At 64.9% G+C, this 15790-nt stretch carries 10 protein-coding genes and 2 tRNA genes; 1 reads left to right on the top strand and 11 read right to left on the bottom strand.

All coding sequences use genetic code 11. From position 1 onward, the window contains the following. Positions 1-414 precede the first annotated feature (414 nt). The 4 genes from I6U14_RS01820 to I6U14_RS01805 are packed head-to-tail and all read right to left on the bottom strand — an operon-like array spanning position 415 to position 7076. Complete coding sequence (locus I6U14_RS01820) at positions 415-2472, bottom strand: ABC transporter ATP-binding protein (protein ID WP_296896401.1); 2058 nt, start codon at positions 2470-2472, stop codon at positions 415-417. Continuing rightward, complete coding sequence (locus tag I6U14_RS01815; RefSeq protein WP_296896399.1) at positions 2469-3938, bottom strand: ABC transporter permease; 1470 nt, start codon at positions 3936-3938, stop codon at positions 2469-2471. The genes I6U14_RS01820 and I6U14_RS01815 overlap by 4 nt, the downstream gene beginning before the upstream one ends. A gap of 31 nt (positions 3939-3969) precedes the next feature. Continuing rightward, positions 3970-4947 (bottom strand): ABC transporter permease, encoded by a 978-nt coding sequence (locus tag I6U14_RS01810; protein ID WP_296896395.1) that lies wholly within the window; start codon positions 4945-4947, stop codon positions 3970-3972. Beyond that, positions 4944-7076 carry an ABC transporter substrate-binding protein gene (locus I6U14_RS01805; RefSeq protein WP_296896404.1) on the bottom strand — a complete coding sequence of 711 codons (2133 nt, stop codon included), beginning with the start codon at positions 7074-7076 and terminating at the stop codon, positions 4944-4946. Before I6U14_RS01805 ends, I6U14_RS01810 begins: the two co-directional genes overlap by 4 nt. A gap of 176 nt (positions 7077-7252) precedes the next feature. On the opposite strand from I6U14_RS01805, the gene I6U14_RS01800 reads away from it, so the two are divergent. After that, a complete protein-coding gene (locus I6U14_RS01800; protein ID WP_296896393.1) occupies positions 7253-8029 on the top strand; it encodes an enoyl-ACP reductase in 777 nt (258 codons plus the stop codon). Positions 8030-8096: 67 nt separating this feature from the next. On the opposite strand, the gene I6U14_RS01795 is transcribed toward I6U14_RS01800, so the two are convergent. The 7 genes from I6U14_RS01795 to I6U14_RS01765 all read right to left on the bottom strand — a co-directional run. Then, entirely contained in the window at positions 8097-10058 is a 1962-nt protein-coding gene (locus tag I6U14_RS01795; RefSeq protein WP_296896390.1) for a SurA N-terminal domain-containing protein, read from the bottom strand. A 107-nt stretch (positions 10059-10165) separates the two neighbouring features. Beyond that, positions 10166-10242, bottom strand: a tRNA-Asp gene (locus I6U14_RS01790). Between the two features lie 329 nt (positions 10243-10571). Next, positions 10572-10648 (bottom strand) — tRNA-Val (locus tag I6U14_RS01785). Positions 10649-10671: 23 nt separating this feature from the next. Beyond that, positions 10672-10944 carry an HU family DNA-binding protein gene (locus I6U14_RS01780; RefSeq protein WP_296896388.1) on the bottom strand — a complete coding sequence of 91 codons (273 nt, stop codon included), beginning with the start codon at positions 10942-10944 and terminating at the stop codon, positions 10672-10674. Positions 10945-11310: 366 nt separating this feature from the next. After that, positions 11311-13764 carry an endopeptidase La gene (lon, locus tag I6U14_RS01775; RefSeq protein ID WP_296896386.1) on the bottom strand — a complete coding sequence of 818 codons (2454 nt, stop codon included), beginning with the start codon at positions 13762-13764 and terminating at the stop codon, positions 11311-11313. 363 nt (positions 13765-14127) lie between these two features. Continuing rightward, positions 14128-15405: an ATP-dependent Clp protease ATP-binding subunit ClpX gene (gene clpX, locus I6U14_RS01770; protein WP_296896383.1), complete on the bottom strand. Its 1278-nt coding sequence runs from the start codon at positions 15403-15405 to the stop codon at positions 14128-14130. Between the two features lie 181 nt (positions 15406-15586). Beyond that, the coding region (locus tag I6U14_RS01765; RefSeq protein ID WP_296896380.1) for an ATP-dependent Clp protease proteolytic subunit at positions 15587-15790 on the bottom strand (204 nt) is incomplete at its 5' end.

The raw sequence follows: 15790 nt of genomic DNA, 5'->3' as shown, positions 1-15790 counted from the left end.
TTAGTGTCCTGCTAATGCGGCCTGGACCCAGATCGTTACTCCGCATGCTACTCCGTCTGGAGTGTCCCCTCCCTTCCAGCGAGTCGCGTTGCGGTGCGAGGCCCTGGCCCAGTCGCGCGAGGGTCCATCTCACGCGACCCGTAAGCCGCAACCGGTGATGTTCGGTCACACGCCGCCGCTCATGGGCTGCGCCGAAGGCGTCGGTCCAGACGGGTCGCCAAGCAGCTCCCTGCGCGTGTAGAGCCGGACTCTTCCGTCCTAGAGCTGCTCGCGTCCGACTTAGAGCCGGCGCATGCTCTCGGAGTAGAGCTCCCGGGCCAGGGACTCGCGCCCAAGTTCAACCTCATCGGGGTTGGCTAGCTCTAGCCGTTGCAAGCAGCACTATCGGCAGCTGCGAATAGGCGGGGCCGGGCGTCATGCATCCTCGACACGGATGCACCGCACCAGTCGGCCGTCTTGCAGGGTGCTTTCGGGCGGATACGCTGCGGCGCAGGCGTCGATGGCCTCCGGGCAGCGCGGATGGAAATGGCAGCCGGGTGGCGGGTGTGCCGGTGAGGGCATGTCCCCTTCCAGCTGAATGATCTCGCGCCGGCGCTCAGGATCGGCGACGGGCACGGCAGAGAGCAGCGCCCGGGTGTAGGGATGCTTGGGCTCGGCGAGGATCTGCTCCGTGGTGCCTCGCTCGACGATGCGCCCGAGGTACATCACAGCCACCTCGTGGGCGAGGTAGGACACCACCGAGATGTCGTGGGTGATGAAGAGGTAGGTCAGGCCGAGATCCTGCTGCAGCTGCTTGAGCAGGTTGAGGATCTGCGCCTGGACCGAGACATCGAGCGCGCTGGTGGGCTCGTCGCAGACGATGAGCCTGGGCTCAACCGCGAGCGCACGGGCAATACAGATGCGCTGGCGCTGACCGCCGGAGAACTCGTGCGGATAGCGGCCCATGGCCTGCTCGCTGATGCCCACCTGCTCCAGTAGGGCCGCCACGCGCTTGCGCCGCTCGGCGCGGCTCGGTGCAATGCCGAGTGCCTGGAGCCCTTCGCCGACGATGTCCTCCACCAGCATGCGCGGGTTCATGGACGCGAAGGGATCCTGGAAGATGACTTGGAGGTCCTTGCGATAGGGTCGCAGCCGGCCGGGCGTGAGGCGCGCCAGGTCCACGCCCTCGTAGCGCACGGCACCGGCCGTGGGCCGCTCCAGCTGCAGGATGCCTTTGCCGGCGGTGGTCTTGCCACAGCCGGACTCGCCCACGAGGGCCAGGGTGCGCCCGGTGTAGAGGGTCAGATCGACGCCGTCGACGGCCTTGACGTGACCCACGGTGCGCTTGAAGAGTCCGCGGCGGATCGGGAAGTGGACCTTGAGCCCATCGGTGCGGAGCAGCTCATCCCCAGCGCCGGCTGCCTCCACACCACTTGTGATCTCCTGGGCGGCCACCGGTGCGAACTCGGGCGAGCCGCCTTCCCACAGCAGGCAGCGCACGCGCTGCTCGGCGCCGGCGTCGAGCCAGCCGGGCACGGTGTCATGGCAGCGGTCCATGACCCGAAAGCAGCGGGGGGCGAAGCGGCAGCCGGTAAAATCCTGATCCAGCGGCGGCACCCGCCCCGGGATGACGGCGAGCGACCCCGAGCGCTTGTCCGCATCCGGCAGGCTCTCCAGCAGCTTGCGGCTGTAGGGATGCGCGGGACCCGCAAAGAAGGCATCTACGCTCGCCTGCTCGACGACCTGCCCGGCGTACATCACGGCCAACCGATCCGCGGTCTCGGCGACGACGCCGAGATCATGGGTGATGAGCAGCACGGCCATGCCGCGCTCGCGCTGCACGCCCTTCAGCAGCTGCAGCACCTGGGCCTGGATGGTCACGTCCAGCGCGGTGGTGGGCTCGTCCGCGATCAACAGCTCCGGGTCGCCGGCCAAGGCCATGGCGATCATGATGCGCTGCTTCATGCCGCCCGAGAGCTGGTGCGGGTACTCCTCGGCGCGCCGTGCCGGGTCCGGAATGCCCACGGCGCGCAACAGCTCCACGACACGGGCCGGGATGCCGGCGCGCGGCATGCCCTCGTGCACACGCACCGCCTCGGCGATCTGCGCGCCCACCGTGAGCACCGGATTCAGCGAGGTCTGCGGCTCCTGGAAGATCATGCCCATGCGCCCGCCGCGGATGCGGCGCATGTCCCGCTCCGTGAGCCTGAGCAGGTCTGTGCCGCCGAGGCGCACCGAGCCTGAGACGATCCGTCCGCCCAGCGGCAGCAGCCGCATCAACGACAAGGCCGTCATGGACTTACCGCAGCCGGACTCGCCGAGCAGGGCCAGGGTCTCGCCGGGCTCAACGCTGAAGCCCAGGTCGTCGCAGACGCGCACCGGGCGCTCGCCGCCGCGGCTCGGCGGCAGCTCCGTGGTGAGACCGGCGACCTCGAGCAGCACGTCACCGGCGTTAGGGGCGTCGACAGACACAGCGGCGGCGGTGCGGTTCATTTGACCCTCGCCAGGCGGGGATCAAAGGCATCGCGCACCACGTCGGCGAAGAGGTTGGCCGCCAGCACCAGCGTGAACATAAACACGAACGCGGCTGCCAGGGACCACCAGACGATGGGCTCCCTCGCCAGCTCCAAGCGGGCACTGTTGATCATGTTGCCCCAGCTGTTCATGGTCGGGTCGACACCGATGTTGACGTAAGAGAGCACCGCCTCGGCGAGCACCAGGCCGCTGAAATCCAGCACCACGGTGATCATGACGATGTGCAGCACGTTGGGCAGGATGTGGCGGCTGATGATGGTGGCGTGGCGCACTCCGAGCGCCGAGGCCGCCTGCACATAGTCCTGCTCGCGGAGCTTCAGCGACTCGCCGCGCAGCAGCCGGCAGAGTCCGGTCCAGCTGGTCACGCCGAGGATGATGCACAGAAACAGCAAACGCAGATCGGCGCGCTCCACGAGGCTCGCGAACTGATCAGCGTTGTTGGTCATGTAAACCTGCAGCATCAGGATGGCGGCGGCGATGAGCAGCACGCCGGGGATGGAGTTCAGCGTGGTGTAGAGGTACTGAATGATGTCGTCGGTGATGCCGCGGAAGTAGCCCGCCATGATGCCGAGGATCACCGCTGCCGGCAGCATCACGAGCGTGGTCAGCGTACCGATGACCAGTCCCGTGCGGATGCTTTTCAGACTCTGGTAGAAAACATCCTCGCCGACCTTGTCGGTGCCCAGGATGTGGTAGCCCGCGGCCAGCTCGGCGGCGACGAAGCTCAGCACCAACATCGCTGCCAGCGTGATCAGCATCACCCGCCACGGCACGTCGGTCCGGCGCTGCCAGATGGCGCTGGCGCCGTCGTTGAAATCCTCGCTGCGGGCATGGGCAACGAGCCAGACCAGGCCCGCCGTCAGCGCCATCCAGACCAAGAGCCCCTTGATGGCACCGAGGACGGTGCGCACGGCGATGTCGAAGCCGCGCCTGGACGGGTCCTTGAGGTGCGCACCGCCATGCTCGAGCGGCGGGTAGCCGCGAACGATGGTCCCGTCCGGCTGCTCGATGGGCTCCTTGACGAAGAGATGCGTCGCGAAGGGTGCCGAGAAGGTCTTCTCCTGCCGCTCCCTGAGACCGGTCAGGATCACATCCAGCACAGAGAGCACCTGCGTGGAATAGCGGGCCTCGACCGGCGCGGCAGCAGCGTCGCCGGCGTCCGCACGCAAAGCGTCCGTCTGCGCCGGCACTGCGGACTCCCCCGCCCGCACCGGCTCGATGCGCGGGTGGAAGTGCATCGAGTCCAAGAGTCCGATCAGCACGTAGAAACCGATGACGACCAAGGCCGCCACACCCACACGAGAGCGGGCCACACTGCGCCAGGGCGCACGCAGGTGCTCGTGCTGGGAGGCGTAGACGCCGTAGCCCAGCGCCACTGCGATCAGCAGGAAGATCAGCGCATCCGTGGTCAGGATCACTGGCATGCCGGTTGCCCCCTGTTCATGGCAGCCGTTCTCATGCGAGGCGTACCCGCGGGTCGACCATGGTGTAAGAGATGTCCGTCAGGATCAGCCCGAGGATGTACAACACCGAGCCCAAGAACACCATGGCGCGCACGATGGCGAAGTCCTGGCGGTTGATGGCGTCGATGGTGTAGCTGCCGAGGCCGGGGATACCGAAGAAGGACTCGGTGATGAGCGCGCCCATGAAGAGCAGCGGCAGCACCGCCACGACGCCGGTCAGGATCGGGATCAGTGCGTTTTTCAGCACGTGGCGGAACAGCACAACGCGCTCGCGCAGGCCCTTGGCACGGGCGGTGCGCACATAGTCGCGGTTGATCTCCTCCAGAAAGAAGGTCCGGTATAGCCGCGTGCCCGTACCGATACCGCCCACGACGCCGACGATGACTGGGAGGATGAGGAACTTGGCGGCTTCCAATCCCGTGTCGTAGCCGGAGATGGGCACCAGGTGGAACAGCTTGCCGATGAGGAACTGGCCGCTGATGATGTAGAAGAGTCCGGAGATCGACATCATGGCCACCAACAGCACGACGCTGCCAACGTCGATGTAGGTGGCGCGGAAGAAGACGATCATCAGCGCATAGCTGATGTTGATGGCGAGCCCCACCAGCAATACCGGCAGCGCAATGGCCAGGCTCGGCCACATGCGCTGGCGAATGTCGTAGCCAATGTCGCGGCCGCTGTCGGAGGTACCGAAGTTGAAGGCGAAGAGCTTGACCGACTTCTGGAAGAAAATCGTGTCCGTCAGCGCCGCCAGCCCCTGTGCCTGCGAATTGAACAGCAGCGGCCGATCGTAGCCGTGGTCGGCCTTCCATGCCTGCACCGCCTCTTCGGTGACGCGTTTGTCCCCGAGCTGCATCCGCGCCATGTCGTCCGGCGAGTTGACGACGAAGAAGAGCACGAAGGTGATCAGATTGACGCCGATCAGGATCGGAATGGCGTACAAGAGCCGGCGGATGATATAGGCGCTCACAGCGCGGCACTCCGCTCACGCCGGCGGGCGATGACGATGGCGGGCAGCGCTCCTACCGCCAGCACGGCAACGATGGCGCCAATGGGCCAGAGGACGGGCGGGTTCCAAGCGGCGCGCATCTCCTCGCGGATGCCAGGCTCCAGGCTGATATACTTGAGCGTGTTATTGGCCATGAGGTTCGGCTTCACGTTGCCGATCCATTGGTGGTGGAGGCTGAAGGACTCGGGATAGAAGCCGAAGGACCAGGGTGCATCCCGGCGCACGATCTCCGTCATGCGGTCGATGACGGCCTGGCGCTCCGGCCCATCCGGCATGTTTTTCATCTCCTCGAACAGACGGTCCAGCTCCGGATTGCTGTAATTGGCCGCATTCTCGCCGCCGTCGATCTTGCGGTTCGGCCCGTAGAGCAGGAAGAAGAAGTTCTCCGGGTCCGGGTAATCCGCGTTCCAGCCCCACATGGACACCGGGCCGGTGCCCTCGCGCATCTTCGGTTGGAAGCGGTTGTAGTCGGTGGCGCGCACGATGAGCTCGACGCCGAGCTTGGCGAACTGCTGGCGCATCCAGTGGAGCCTGGCCTTGCCGTCCGGACCCGCATCCATAGCCTCGTAGTAGATGCTCAAGGGTCGGCCGGTCGCGGGATCGCGGCCGTCGCGATAGCCCGCCTGCGCCAACAGCGCGCGGGCCTCTTCGACGGGCTTGCGCTGCGGGCGCCCGTGCGCCCAATCGAACACATAAGGGTTGATACCCGCCTCGCCTTCACGATGGCCGAATATCCCGGGCGGCAGCGGCCCCTGCCCCTGCACGCCGCGGCCGTTGGCGAAGATCGAGATGAACTCGCCGAAGTCCACGGCAATGCTGATGGCTCGGCGCAGCAGCCGCGCGCGCTCGGAGTCGCCGCCGACAACGTCGTCCTCCATGTTGAAGCCCATGTACCAGATGGAGGTCTGCACAGCGGTGCTGAGCTGAATGCCTTTGGCTTGCATGTCCGCGGTCAGCCCAGCTTCGCCGGCGGCGTCGAACTTGACGGCCTGATCGAAGGCATCCGAGCTGATGCCGGAGGTGTCGTAATAGCCCTGTAGGAACTTGTTCCAATACGGAATGCTCTCCTTCTCCAGACTGTAAACGGCGCGGTCGATGAAGGGGAGCGGCTTACCCGCGTCGTCGAGCAGTCCGGCTTCCCGATCCCCGGGCATGCCCTCCGAGGGATACGCCTCGCCATGGAAGTTTGGATTGCGCGCCAGCACCATGCGCAGGTTGGGGTTGTTCTCGGTGAGCATGAAGGGCCCGGTGCCCACGGGATACCAGTCTAGTGTGATGTTGTTCTCCGCCATACCTGCCTGGTTGGTGAGGGCCTCTGCCTCCCACGGCATGGGCGCGAAAAAGGGCATCGCGAGCCAGTAGACGAACTGGGGATAGCGGCCTTGGATGCGTACCTTGTAGCTGTAGCGGTCGACCACCTCGACGCCTGGAAAGTCGAGCTGGCGCAGGTCGAAGAAGGGCCGCTCGCCGTTGACCGGCTGAGGCGCAGCCTCCTCTAACCGCTTGGAGTAGTCCTTGAAGCCGAGGATGTGCTCTCCCATGAGCCCGGCGATGGGCGAGTGCAGCCAGGGCGCCGCAAGGCGCTTGATCTGGTACACGTAGTCCTCCGCCGTCAGCTCGCGGGTGCCGGCCTCCGGCAGGTCCGAGAGCTTGTTCAGGCGGGCGACCCGCTCCGGGGACAAATCGTGGTAGCGATACGTGCCTTCGGCGTCAATGGCGAAGGCCGGGTGCGGCTGGTAAAGGATGCCGGGCTGGATGCGAATCAAGTATTCCGTCACCGCGATTCGGCTCGGGTCCGCGCCTGGCGGCAGCAGGTTGCCCTCGGCATCCAAGTGAGTGGGCTCGGGCACCGCCTCGGCGGTCAGCGGCACCAGGGTGTAGGGGCGCTTCAGAAAGTGGTATTGGAGCGGCGGCTCGTAGATCTGGGCGATGAACGAGTATTCGTTTGAGCTGTAGGAGCGCACCGGGTCCAGGTGCTTCGGGCGCTCAGTGAAGGCGCCGTACAGGATGTTCTCACCGGCCTGGTGCTCCGGGTATGGGTTGTTCCATGGTGGCTCGCCGCAGCCTCCGAGCAACAGTGCCGCCGCCATCACCAAACCCAGGAGCGCCGCCATTTTGGCGCTGCGGTCCTGCGATGCCGGCGCACCTGCTTTCGCCATCGGCAGGCTTTCGGTAATGTGGCTGGGCTGCGGGCGCAGGATGATGCGCGCCGCCCGACTCATGACTTCAACACTGACTGACACCGGCAGACCACGGAGACCATCTGATGGGGTTTTTGACCGACAAGCGTTTTCTCATCACCGGCGTCGCGAGCAACCGCTCCATCGCCTGGGGCGTCGCACAGGCCATGCACCGCGAGGGCGCCAGGCTGGCCTTCACCTACCAGGGCGAAAAGCTCAGAAGCCGAGTGGAAGATCTGGCCGGCTCCGTGGATTCCAACATTGCGATCCCGCTGGATGTGAGCAGCGATGAGCAGATCAACGCCTGTTTCGAGACCTTAGCCGGCCACTGGGATGGCCTCGACGGCATCGTGCATGCCATCGCCTTCGCACCCAAAGAGGAGCTGGAGGGGAACTACGTGGACGCGCTGACCCGGCAAGGCTTCGCGACGGCGCACGATATCAGTTCCTACAGCTTCGGCGCACTGGCCAAGGCCGGACGTCAGCTCATGGCCCGGCGCAACGGGGCCCTGGTGACCATGAGCTACCTCGGCGCTGTCCGGGCAGTGCCGAACTACAATGTCATGGGTATCGCCAAGGCGAGCCTGGAGGCCAATGTGCGCTACCTGGCAGCGGCACTCGGTCCCGAAGGCACCCGCGTAAATGCCGTCTCCGCGGGCCCCATCCGGACGCTGGCGGCGGCGGGCATTGCGGACTTCCGCAGCATGCTGAAACAAGTGGAAGAACGGACCCCGCTGCGGCGTAATGTCACCATCGAAGAGGTCGGTAACGCAGCGGCCTTCCTCTGCTCCGACCTCGCCTCGGGCATCACCGGCGATGTGCTCTACGTAGACACCGGCTACCACATTCTCGGGCTCGGCTGACCGGCTCGGCTCGCGCCCCGCCCCGCCGGCCGCTGTTAGGCGACCGCCGGGCGCTCCTGCAACCCCCTTAGGGCGTATCGCCGCCGAGGGGCTCGCGCTCGATATCGGCCCTAGCGACCAGATCGTCCACCACCTGTTCAAATCCGTGCTCGGCGCGGATCTGGGTCAGCAGACGGCGCTCGGCATCACGGGCGCCTGGCTCCATGTCGTCCGCACTGCCGTCCTCCACAGCGCGCACCGCGACGACCACCGCATCGCCGTTCGGTTGCTCACCTGCGGCGTACGTCGTACCCGCGTCGGCCGGCCGTGGTGCGGCAAACGCCAGCTCGAGCACCTTGGGCGGCACGCCCGCTTCGTTGCGGGACACCAGCCCGGGCTCCTGAATTGTTGTCCCTGCGCCGTCGCCCGCATCCGCGGCGTCTTCATCGTCCGTTGCTGCCGGGGCGATCGAGGCTAGATCGGAACCATCGCGCAGGCGTGCCACCATGGATTCCGCCTCCGCGAGGGCGGCCTTGGAGGCCTGATCCGCCTCGAGTGCGGCGGTGATCTCCTCCCGCACCTCGGCCAACGGGCGGAGAGCCGCAGGCTCATGCTCGGTGACACGCAAGACGATTGCGCGCATGCGATCCCGATCCGGCTCGATCAACTCGCTGTTGTTACCACGCACCAGGACATCCTCGCCGAAGGCTGCGGTCATGACCTTGGGACTGCCGAGGATGCCCTCGCCGCCGCCGCGCTCGATCCAGTCGCTGGTCTGCATCTCGAGATCGAGCGCCTCGGCCGCCGGGATGAGGCTGTCCGGCGATTCGTAGGTCAGATTCGCGAGCTGCTCGGCGATCTCGAAGTAGGCGGCTTCCGCATCGCCGCGGCCCAACTCGCGCACGAGCTCTTCGCGGACCTCATCGAATGGTTTGGGCTCGCCGCCCTCCACCGACGTCACCTCGATAAGGTGATAGCCGAAGCGCGAGCGCACGGGGTCACTGACGACGCCCGGGGCGAGCGCGAACGCCGCCTGCTCGAAGGCCGGGTCCATGATGCCGCGGGACACCATACCCAGATCCCCGCCCGCATCGGCGCTGCCCGGATCCTCGGAATGCTCGGCGGCGACGGCAGCAAAGTCAGCGCCCGCAGCGATTTCGACCTTCAGGGCCGCAGCGCGCTCCTTCACGGCCTCCGCCTCAGCACCGTCCGCATCCGCCGGCACCGTCAGCAGGATATGACGAAGGGCACGCTGCTCCGGCGTGGTGAACTCATCGATGCGCTGCTCGTATGCTGCGCGCAGATCCGTCTCGCTGACGTCAGCGGAGCCGAGTGCATCGGCGTCGAGCACGATGTAGGACAACTTGATGCGCTCCGGTGACTCGAAACGCTCCGGATTGGCCTGGTAATAGGCCTCGATCTCCGCGTCCGTCGGCGGCGCTTCCGGCAGGAAGCCGGCCTGCGGGAGCACAAGATACGCAATATCGCGCCGCTGACGCAGCAGGCGGATGGCCGAAGCCAGCTCAGCATCAGTCGTGAAGCCCGATGCGGTCACCGCACGGGCCAGCTGCGTCGAGAGCAAGCCTTGGCGAAGCTGCTCCTCATAAGCCGCAGGGGTCAGGCCCTGGAGACGCAGCACGCGCTCGTAAGTCGCCTTGTCGAAAATGCCGTCACTTTGAAATGCCGGCTCCGCCAGGATCGCGGCCCGCACCGCCTGATCCGATACCCGCAGGCCCATATCGTAAGAGGCCTCTAGCAGCACCGCGTCGCGGATCATCCGCTCACGTATCTGCTCGCGCAGCTCCGCGGCCGCGAACAGATCGGGGTCATAGGCCGCACCCAATCGCTCGCGCAACTGCATCCGCGCGCGCTGCACGTTGCGGTCGAGCTGGCGCTCCGTGATCTTGGCACCATCCACCTTCGCAACCACGGGCGCGCTGCCCACGCCCAGGTAGGACTGAATGCCCCACAGCGCAAAAGGGATGCTGATGAGGATGACGATGGCCCAGGCAACCCAACCTTGAGCCCGTTCTTTGATCGCCTGCAACATGGTTCAGACCTGGTCTGCTGTTCGATCCGGAAGTTCCCAATCGCTCCCGATAAAGGAGGCACAAAAAAGGCGCGCCCCGGAGAAGCGGGGCGCGCCTTGATCAAGGTTGGCGGAGTGGACGGGACTCGAACCCGCGACCCCCGGCGTGACAGGCCGGTATTCTAACCAACTGAACTACCACTCCGTAGAAATCTCGCTTGGCCGTCCTCGGCTGGGCACGGACCGGCCCTGGTGCGGCCAGCTCATGACCAGCGAGTGCCCACTGACGACGAGCCGCTCGCGGTTGCTCCGCGTGCATCGCAGTCAGGAAACTCGAGGTACTGCTCGACACCCCCACTGCTGACCGGTAACGCCGGCCAGAGCGAGCACGGCTCGGACGAGCTATGCTCCGCGGCTCGGCGCTGTTGACACAAAAGACTCGAGGTCTATGCCGCCAGCGTGCGTTGACAAGTGACTGGTCTCTCGCTGCCTGTCGGGCGCTGGCTCTGCGGGTGCAGCCTCAAGCACGCTGCCTGGTGGGTGCTGCAGGGCTCGAACCTGCGACCCTCGCCTTGTAAGGGCGATGCTCTAGCCAACTGAGCTAAGCACCCGCTGCATCACCCAACGAAGCCCGTTATTGTACTGCATCCTTGAGGGCTTTGCCAGCCTTAAACGAGGGCGTCTTCGAGGCTGCGATCTCGATGGTCGCGCCGGTCTGCGGGTTGCGGCCGGTTCGGGCGGCACGCTCCTTTACCATGAAGGTCCCGAACCCGATGATGGAAACGCTGTCACCGCCTTTCAGGGCAACGGCAATTGAGTCCGTCAGTGCGTCGAGCGCCCGGCCTGCGGCGGACTTCGAGATGTCTGCCCCTTCCGCCATGGCGTCGATAAGATCCGATTTGTTCATTCTCCCCCCGATGTCTCGCAAGACCGTGGAAACCGCGCGTTCAGATGAAGCGTGAAGGCAGTGGCAGGCGGTAGCGCCGACCCAGCCTGCAGCGCATGTTGTCGAGTGCACGCAAGGCTGTCAAGCGAATCGACAAGGTCAATTGAGGGTCTTTGTCGGGGCGTTGCGGACCCTTGGGCCATGAGCGCGCTGTTTCAGCCCTGTGCCGTCGCAATCCGTCCAACCAGGGCCGATATTCCAGCGGCGCGCGGCGCGCGGCGTGCGGCGCATCCACCGGACAGCGGTTGCTCGAAGCCCGCTGGCCGCGCGAGATATCCCCGGTAGCCAGATGGGCAGCGATCACCGGGGATGTCGCGCGAACCAGTATCAGTGGTGCGTGCGCGCGCCGCTCGGCTTCTCTTCCGGCTTCGCTGGTGGCGCCTTCTCAGCTTCGGCATCCGTCGGGGATTGCGCCTCCGTAGCAGGCCGAGGATGCTCCGTCAGGGCGACATCCAGCACCTCGTCGATCCAGCGCACGCCGCGGATGTCGAGGCTTTGCTTGATGTTTTTCGGGATCTCGACAAGATCCCGCTCGTTCTCATGCGGGATCAGCACCGTTTCGATGCCGCCGCGATGCGCGGCCAACAGCTTTTCCTTGAGCCCGCCGATGGGCAGAACCTCGCCTCTGAGCGTAATCTCGCCGGTCATGGCGACACTGGAGCGCACCGGTATCTGGGTCAAAGCTGAGACCAGCGCCGTACACATAGCGACACCGGCGCTGGGACCGTCCTTAGGCGTCGCGCCTTCAGGCACGTGGATGTGCAGGTCGTTCTTCTGGTGGAAATCGGGGTCGATACCGAGCGCCGCTGCACGGCTGCGTACCACGGTGAGCGCCGCCTGGATGGACTCTTGCATGACGTCGCCGAGCTGACCCGTGTAGGTGAACTTGCCCTTGCCCGGCACCAGCGCAGACTCGATACGCAGCAGCTCGCCGCCCACCTCAGTCCAGGCGAGACCCGTGACCTGCCCGATCTGATCATGCTCATCGGCGCGTCCAAAGCGGAAGCGGCGCACACCAAGGTACTTGTCCAGTGACTTGGGTGTCACGACGACGGACGCGTCCGACTTCTTCTTGAGTAGGACCTCTTTGACTACCTTGCGGCAGATCTTGGAGCACTCGCGCTCCAGGTTGCGTACACCCGCCTCGCGAGTGTAGTAGCGGATCACGTCGCGCAGGGCCGACTCACGAATGGTGAGCTCGTCCTTCTTCAGCCCGTTGTTCTTCATCTGCTTTGGGATGAGGTAGCGCTGGGCGATGTTGACTTTTTCATCCTCGGTGTATCCGGCAAGCCGGATCACCTCCATCCGGTCCAGCAGGGCCGGGGGGATGTTCAGGGTGTTGGCCGTGCCGACGAACATCACCTCCGATAGGTCAAAGTCGACCTCCAGATAATGGTCGTTGAAGGTGTGGTTCTGCTCCGGATCCAGGACCTCCAGCAGCGCCGACGCCGGATCGCCGCGGAAGTCCATGGCCATCTTGTCGATCTCGTCCAGCAGGAAAAAGGCGTTGCGCGACCCCGCTTTGGCGAGATTCTGGATGATCTTGCCCGGCAGCGCGCCAATGTACGTGCGCCGGTGGCCGCGGATTTCGGCCTCGTCACGCACGCCACCGAGGGACATTCGTACGAACTTGCGGTTGGTCGCCCGGGCGATGGACTGGCCGAGCGAGGTCTTGCCGACCCCAGGCGGACCCACCAGGCACAGGATGGGACCCTTCAGCTTCTTCACCCGCTGCTGCACGGCCAGATATTCGAGGATGCGCTCTTTCACCTTCTCCAGCCCGTAGTGATCGGCATCCAGCACCTTCTGCGCAACGCGGATGTCATTTCGGATGCGGGTGCGCTTCTTCCAGGGCACCGAGACCAGGGTATCGATGTAGTTGCGCACCACTGTCGCCTCGGCAGACATGGGCGACATGAGCTTAAGCTTGTTGAGCTCGGCGGTGGCTTTGTCCTTGACCTCCTTCGGCATGCCCGCTTCCTCGATACGCTTGCCGAGATCTTCCAGCTCGTTGGGGGCATCCTCCAGCTCACCCAGCTCCTTCTGGATGGCCTTCATCTGCTCGTTCAGATAGTACTCGCGCTGATTCTTCTCCATCTGGCGCTTCACGCGCCCGCGGATGCGCTTTTCCATCTGCAGGATATCGTTCTCGGCCTCCATCAGGCCCATCAGATGCTCGAGGCGCTCCTGCACGTTAACCATTTCAAGCACGTGCTGCTTCTCCTCGAGCTTCAGCGACATGTGCGCGGCCATGGTATCTGCGAGGCGGCCCGCTTCGTCGATGCTCGACAGCGACGTCAGCACCTCCGGCGGTACCTTTTTGTTGAGCTTGACGTACTGGTCGAACAGGGTCACTGCCGAGCGCATCAGCACTTCCTGTTCACGCTCATCGGCCTCGAGCTGATCCGCAAGCGGGCTGACCACCGCTGAGAAGGCACCTTCGGTCGTCACGAAGCGCTTCGCCTTGGCGCGACGATGACCTTCCACTAGGACCTTTACGGTACCGTCGGGGAGCTTCAGCAGTTGCAGTACGTTCGCCAGGGTGCCGATGGCGTGCAGGTCGCTCACCGCCGGGTCGTCGACGTCGGCGTTCTTCTGCGCGATCAGCAGGATCTGCTTGTCGGTGCCCATGGCGGCATCCAACGCCTTGATGGACTTGTCCCGCCCAACAAACAGCGGGATGACCATGTGGGGATAGACCACGACGTCGCGCAGCGGCAGCACTGGAACGTCCTGTTCGGTGGGGGTGGAATCGTTGTTCTCGAGCACGGTTTCGCCCATGAATCTTTGCTCCGGTTGGCCGCACTGGCTGGCACAACACCGCATCAATGTCGCGGCCTGCACCTAAGGCAGTTGCAGAAATCTTAGATGGAGAGTGAGGTTTGGGCGCATCGGCTGCGGTTCAATCAGCGCCTCGGCTGATGACCCGTCGGTGTGCCCGTGACAACGGCTGCTAGATGTCATGCAAGGCACGTGCCCGGTCGCCGGGAGGCGATCGGCGCGGGGCTGCACCCTGGACGTGATCGAGCTCGCCGACCGCGTCGACCTGCTCGGCCGCCCCGGGCGCCGGGATCGTGGAGAAGAGCGATATGCCGGAGCCCACCGCGATAACGGCGCGCGCGCAGGCGAACGCCGTAACCGGCATCAATCGGATGATGCTGCGCGCTGCTGCTCGACGCCGTCGTAGATGACGAAGGGGGTGTTCTCGCCCGCAATAACGGAGGAGTCCACCACCACCTTGCTGACGCTGTCCAGAGAGGGCAGGTCGTACATGATGTCCAGCAAGACCTGCTCCATGATGGTGCGCAGACCTCGGGCGCCGGTCTTCCGCTCCATGGCTTTGACCGCAATGGCCCTCAGCGCATCCTCGCGCAGCTCCAGCTCGCAGCCTTCCATGGAGAACAAGCGGCCATACTGCTTGTACAGCGCATGCTTGGGCTCGGTGAGGATGCGAACCAGCGCCTCCTCGTCCAGCTCGTCCAGCGTCGCCATCACCGGCAGGCGGCCGACGAATTCCGGAATCAAGCCGTAACGGATCAGATCCTCCGGCTCCACGCCGCAGAGGAGCTCGCCGATCTTCTTGCTGTCGTCCTTGGAATGCACTTCGGCGGAGAAGCCGATACCGCCTTTGCGGGAGCGCCGCTCGATGATCTTGTCGAGACCTGCGAAAGCACCACCGACGATGAAGAGGATGTTGGACGTGTCGACTTGCAGGAACTCCTGCTGCGGGTGCTTGCGGCCACCCTGTGGTGGCACGGACGCGACGGTGCCCTCGATGAGCTTCAGCAGCGCCTGCTGCACGCCCTCCCCCGACACATCGCGGGTGATGGATGGGTTGTCCGCCTTGCGCGAGATCTTATCGATCTCGTCGATGTAGACGATGCCCGTTTGCGCCTTCTCGACGTCGTAGTCGCATTTTTGCAGCAGCTTCTGAATGATGTTCTCGACATCCTCGCCGACGTAGCCGGCCTCGGTGAGGGTCGTGGCGTCAGCAATGGTGAAGGGGACGTTCAGGAGCCGCGCCAGGGTTTCGGCGAGGAGGGTCTTGCCGGAGCCCGTGGGGCCGATCAGGAGGATGTTGCTCTTGGAGATCTCGATGTCTTCCTTGGCATCGGCGGCCTCCAGGCGCTTGTAATGGTTGTAGACCGCGACCGACAGCACCTTTTTGGCCTGCTCCTGGCCAATGACGAACTGATCCAGACTCTCTTTGATCTCCCGCGGCTTGGGCAGGCGGCTGGTCGCCTCGCCCATGCCCTCCTGCATTTCCTCACGAATGATATCGTTACAGAGCTCGACGCATTCATCGCAGATGAACACCGAGGGGCCGGCGATCAGTTTGCGTACCTCGTGCTGGCTCTTGCCGCAAAATGAACAGTATAGGAGCTTCCCTTCATCGTGCTTTCCGTGTGTGTTTCCGCTCATAAGTCGCGAGGTCTCCGCGGGACGGTCCGGCTGGCGGGAGGGGGCGCGCTGGCCTCCCTAGTGGGTTTTATCATAACGATTCACGGCGATATCGCAAGCCGACGGGCGGCGGCGCCGAGCCACGCTGAATGCATGCCGCAGGCCTTGCAGCGGCCACCCCTGGGTCGTTGCGGCCGCGCCCTCAGGCCGGCGCCGGCACGCTGCGCTCGTCGAGCACACGGTCGATCAGACCGTACTCCACGGCGGCCTCCCCGCCCATGAATCGATCGCGCTCTGTGTCCTCGGCGATCTTCTCCAGCGGCTGGCCGGTATGGCGGGCCAAGATGTGGTTCAGCTGGTCACGGATATGCAGGATCTCGCGGGATGTCGATGTCCGTGGCCTGGC

Source organism: Thiohalocapsa sp. (assembly GCF_019695415.1).
Classification (GTDB): Bacteria; Pseudomonadota; Gammaproteobacteria; order Chromatiales; family Chromatiaceae; genus Thiohalocapsa.
The sequence above is the reverse complement of the archived record's forward strand: the minus strand, read 5'-3'. Positions and strand labels throughout refer to the sequence as shown.

Coding starts and splice junctions, on each gene's coding strand:
- I6U14_RS01805 (WP_296896404.1), bottom strand. CDS start 7,076: ATGGCGGCGGCACTGTTGCTCGGAGGCTGCGGCGAGCCACCATGGAAC.
- I6U14_RS01815 (WP_296896399.1), bottom strand. CDS start 3,938: ATGCCAGTGATCCTGACCACGGATGCGCTGATCTTCCTGCTGATCGCA.
- I6U14_RS01795 (WP_296896390.1), bottom strand. CDS start 10,058: ATGTTGCAGGCGATCAAAGAACGGGCTCAAGGTTGGGTTGCCTGGGCC.
- I6U14_RS01800 (WP_296896393.1), top strand. CDS start 7,253: ATGGGGTTTTTGACCGACAAGCGTTTTCTCATCACCGGCGTCGCGAGC.
- I6U14_RS01780 (WP_296896388.1), bottom strand. CDS start 10,944: ATGAACAAATCGGATCTTATCGACGCCATGGCGGAAGGGGCAGACATC.
- clpX (WP_296896383.1), bottom strand. CDS start 15,405: ATGAGCGGAAACACACACGGAAAGCACGATGAAGGGAAGCTCCTATAC.
- I6U14_RS01820 (WP_296896401.1), bottom strand. CDS start 2,472: ATGAACCGCACCGCCGCCGCTGTGTCTGTCGACGCCCCTAACGCCGGT.
- lon (WP_296896386.1), bottom strand. CDS start 13,764: ATGGGCGAAACCGTGCTCGAGAACAACGATTCCACCCCCACCGAACAG.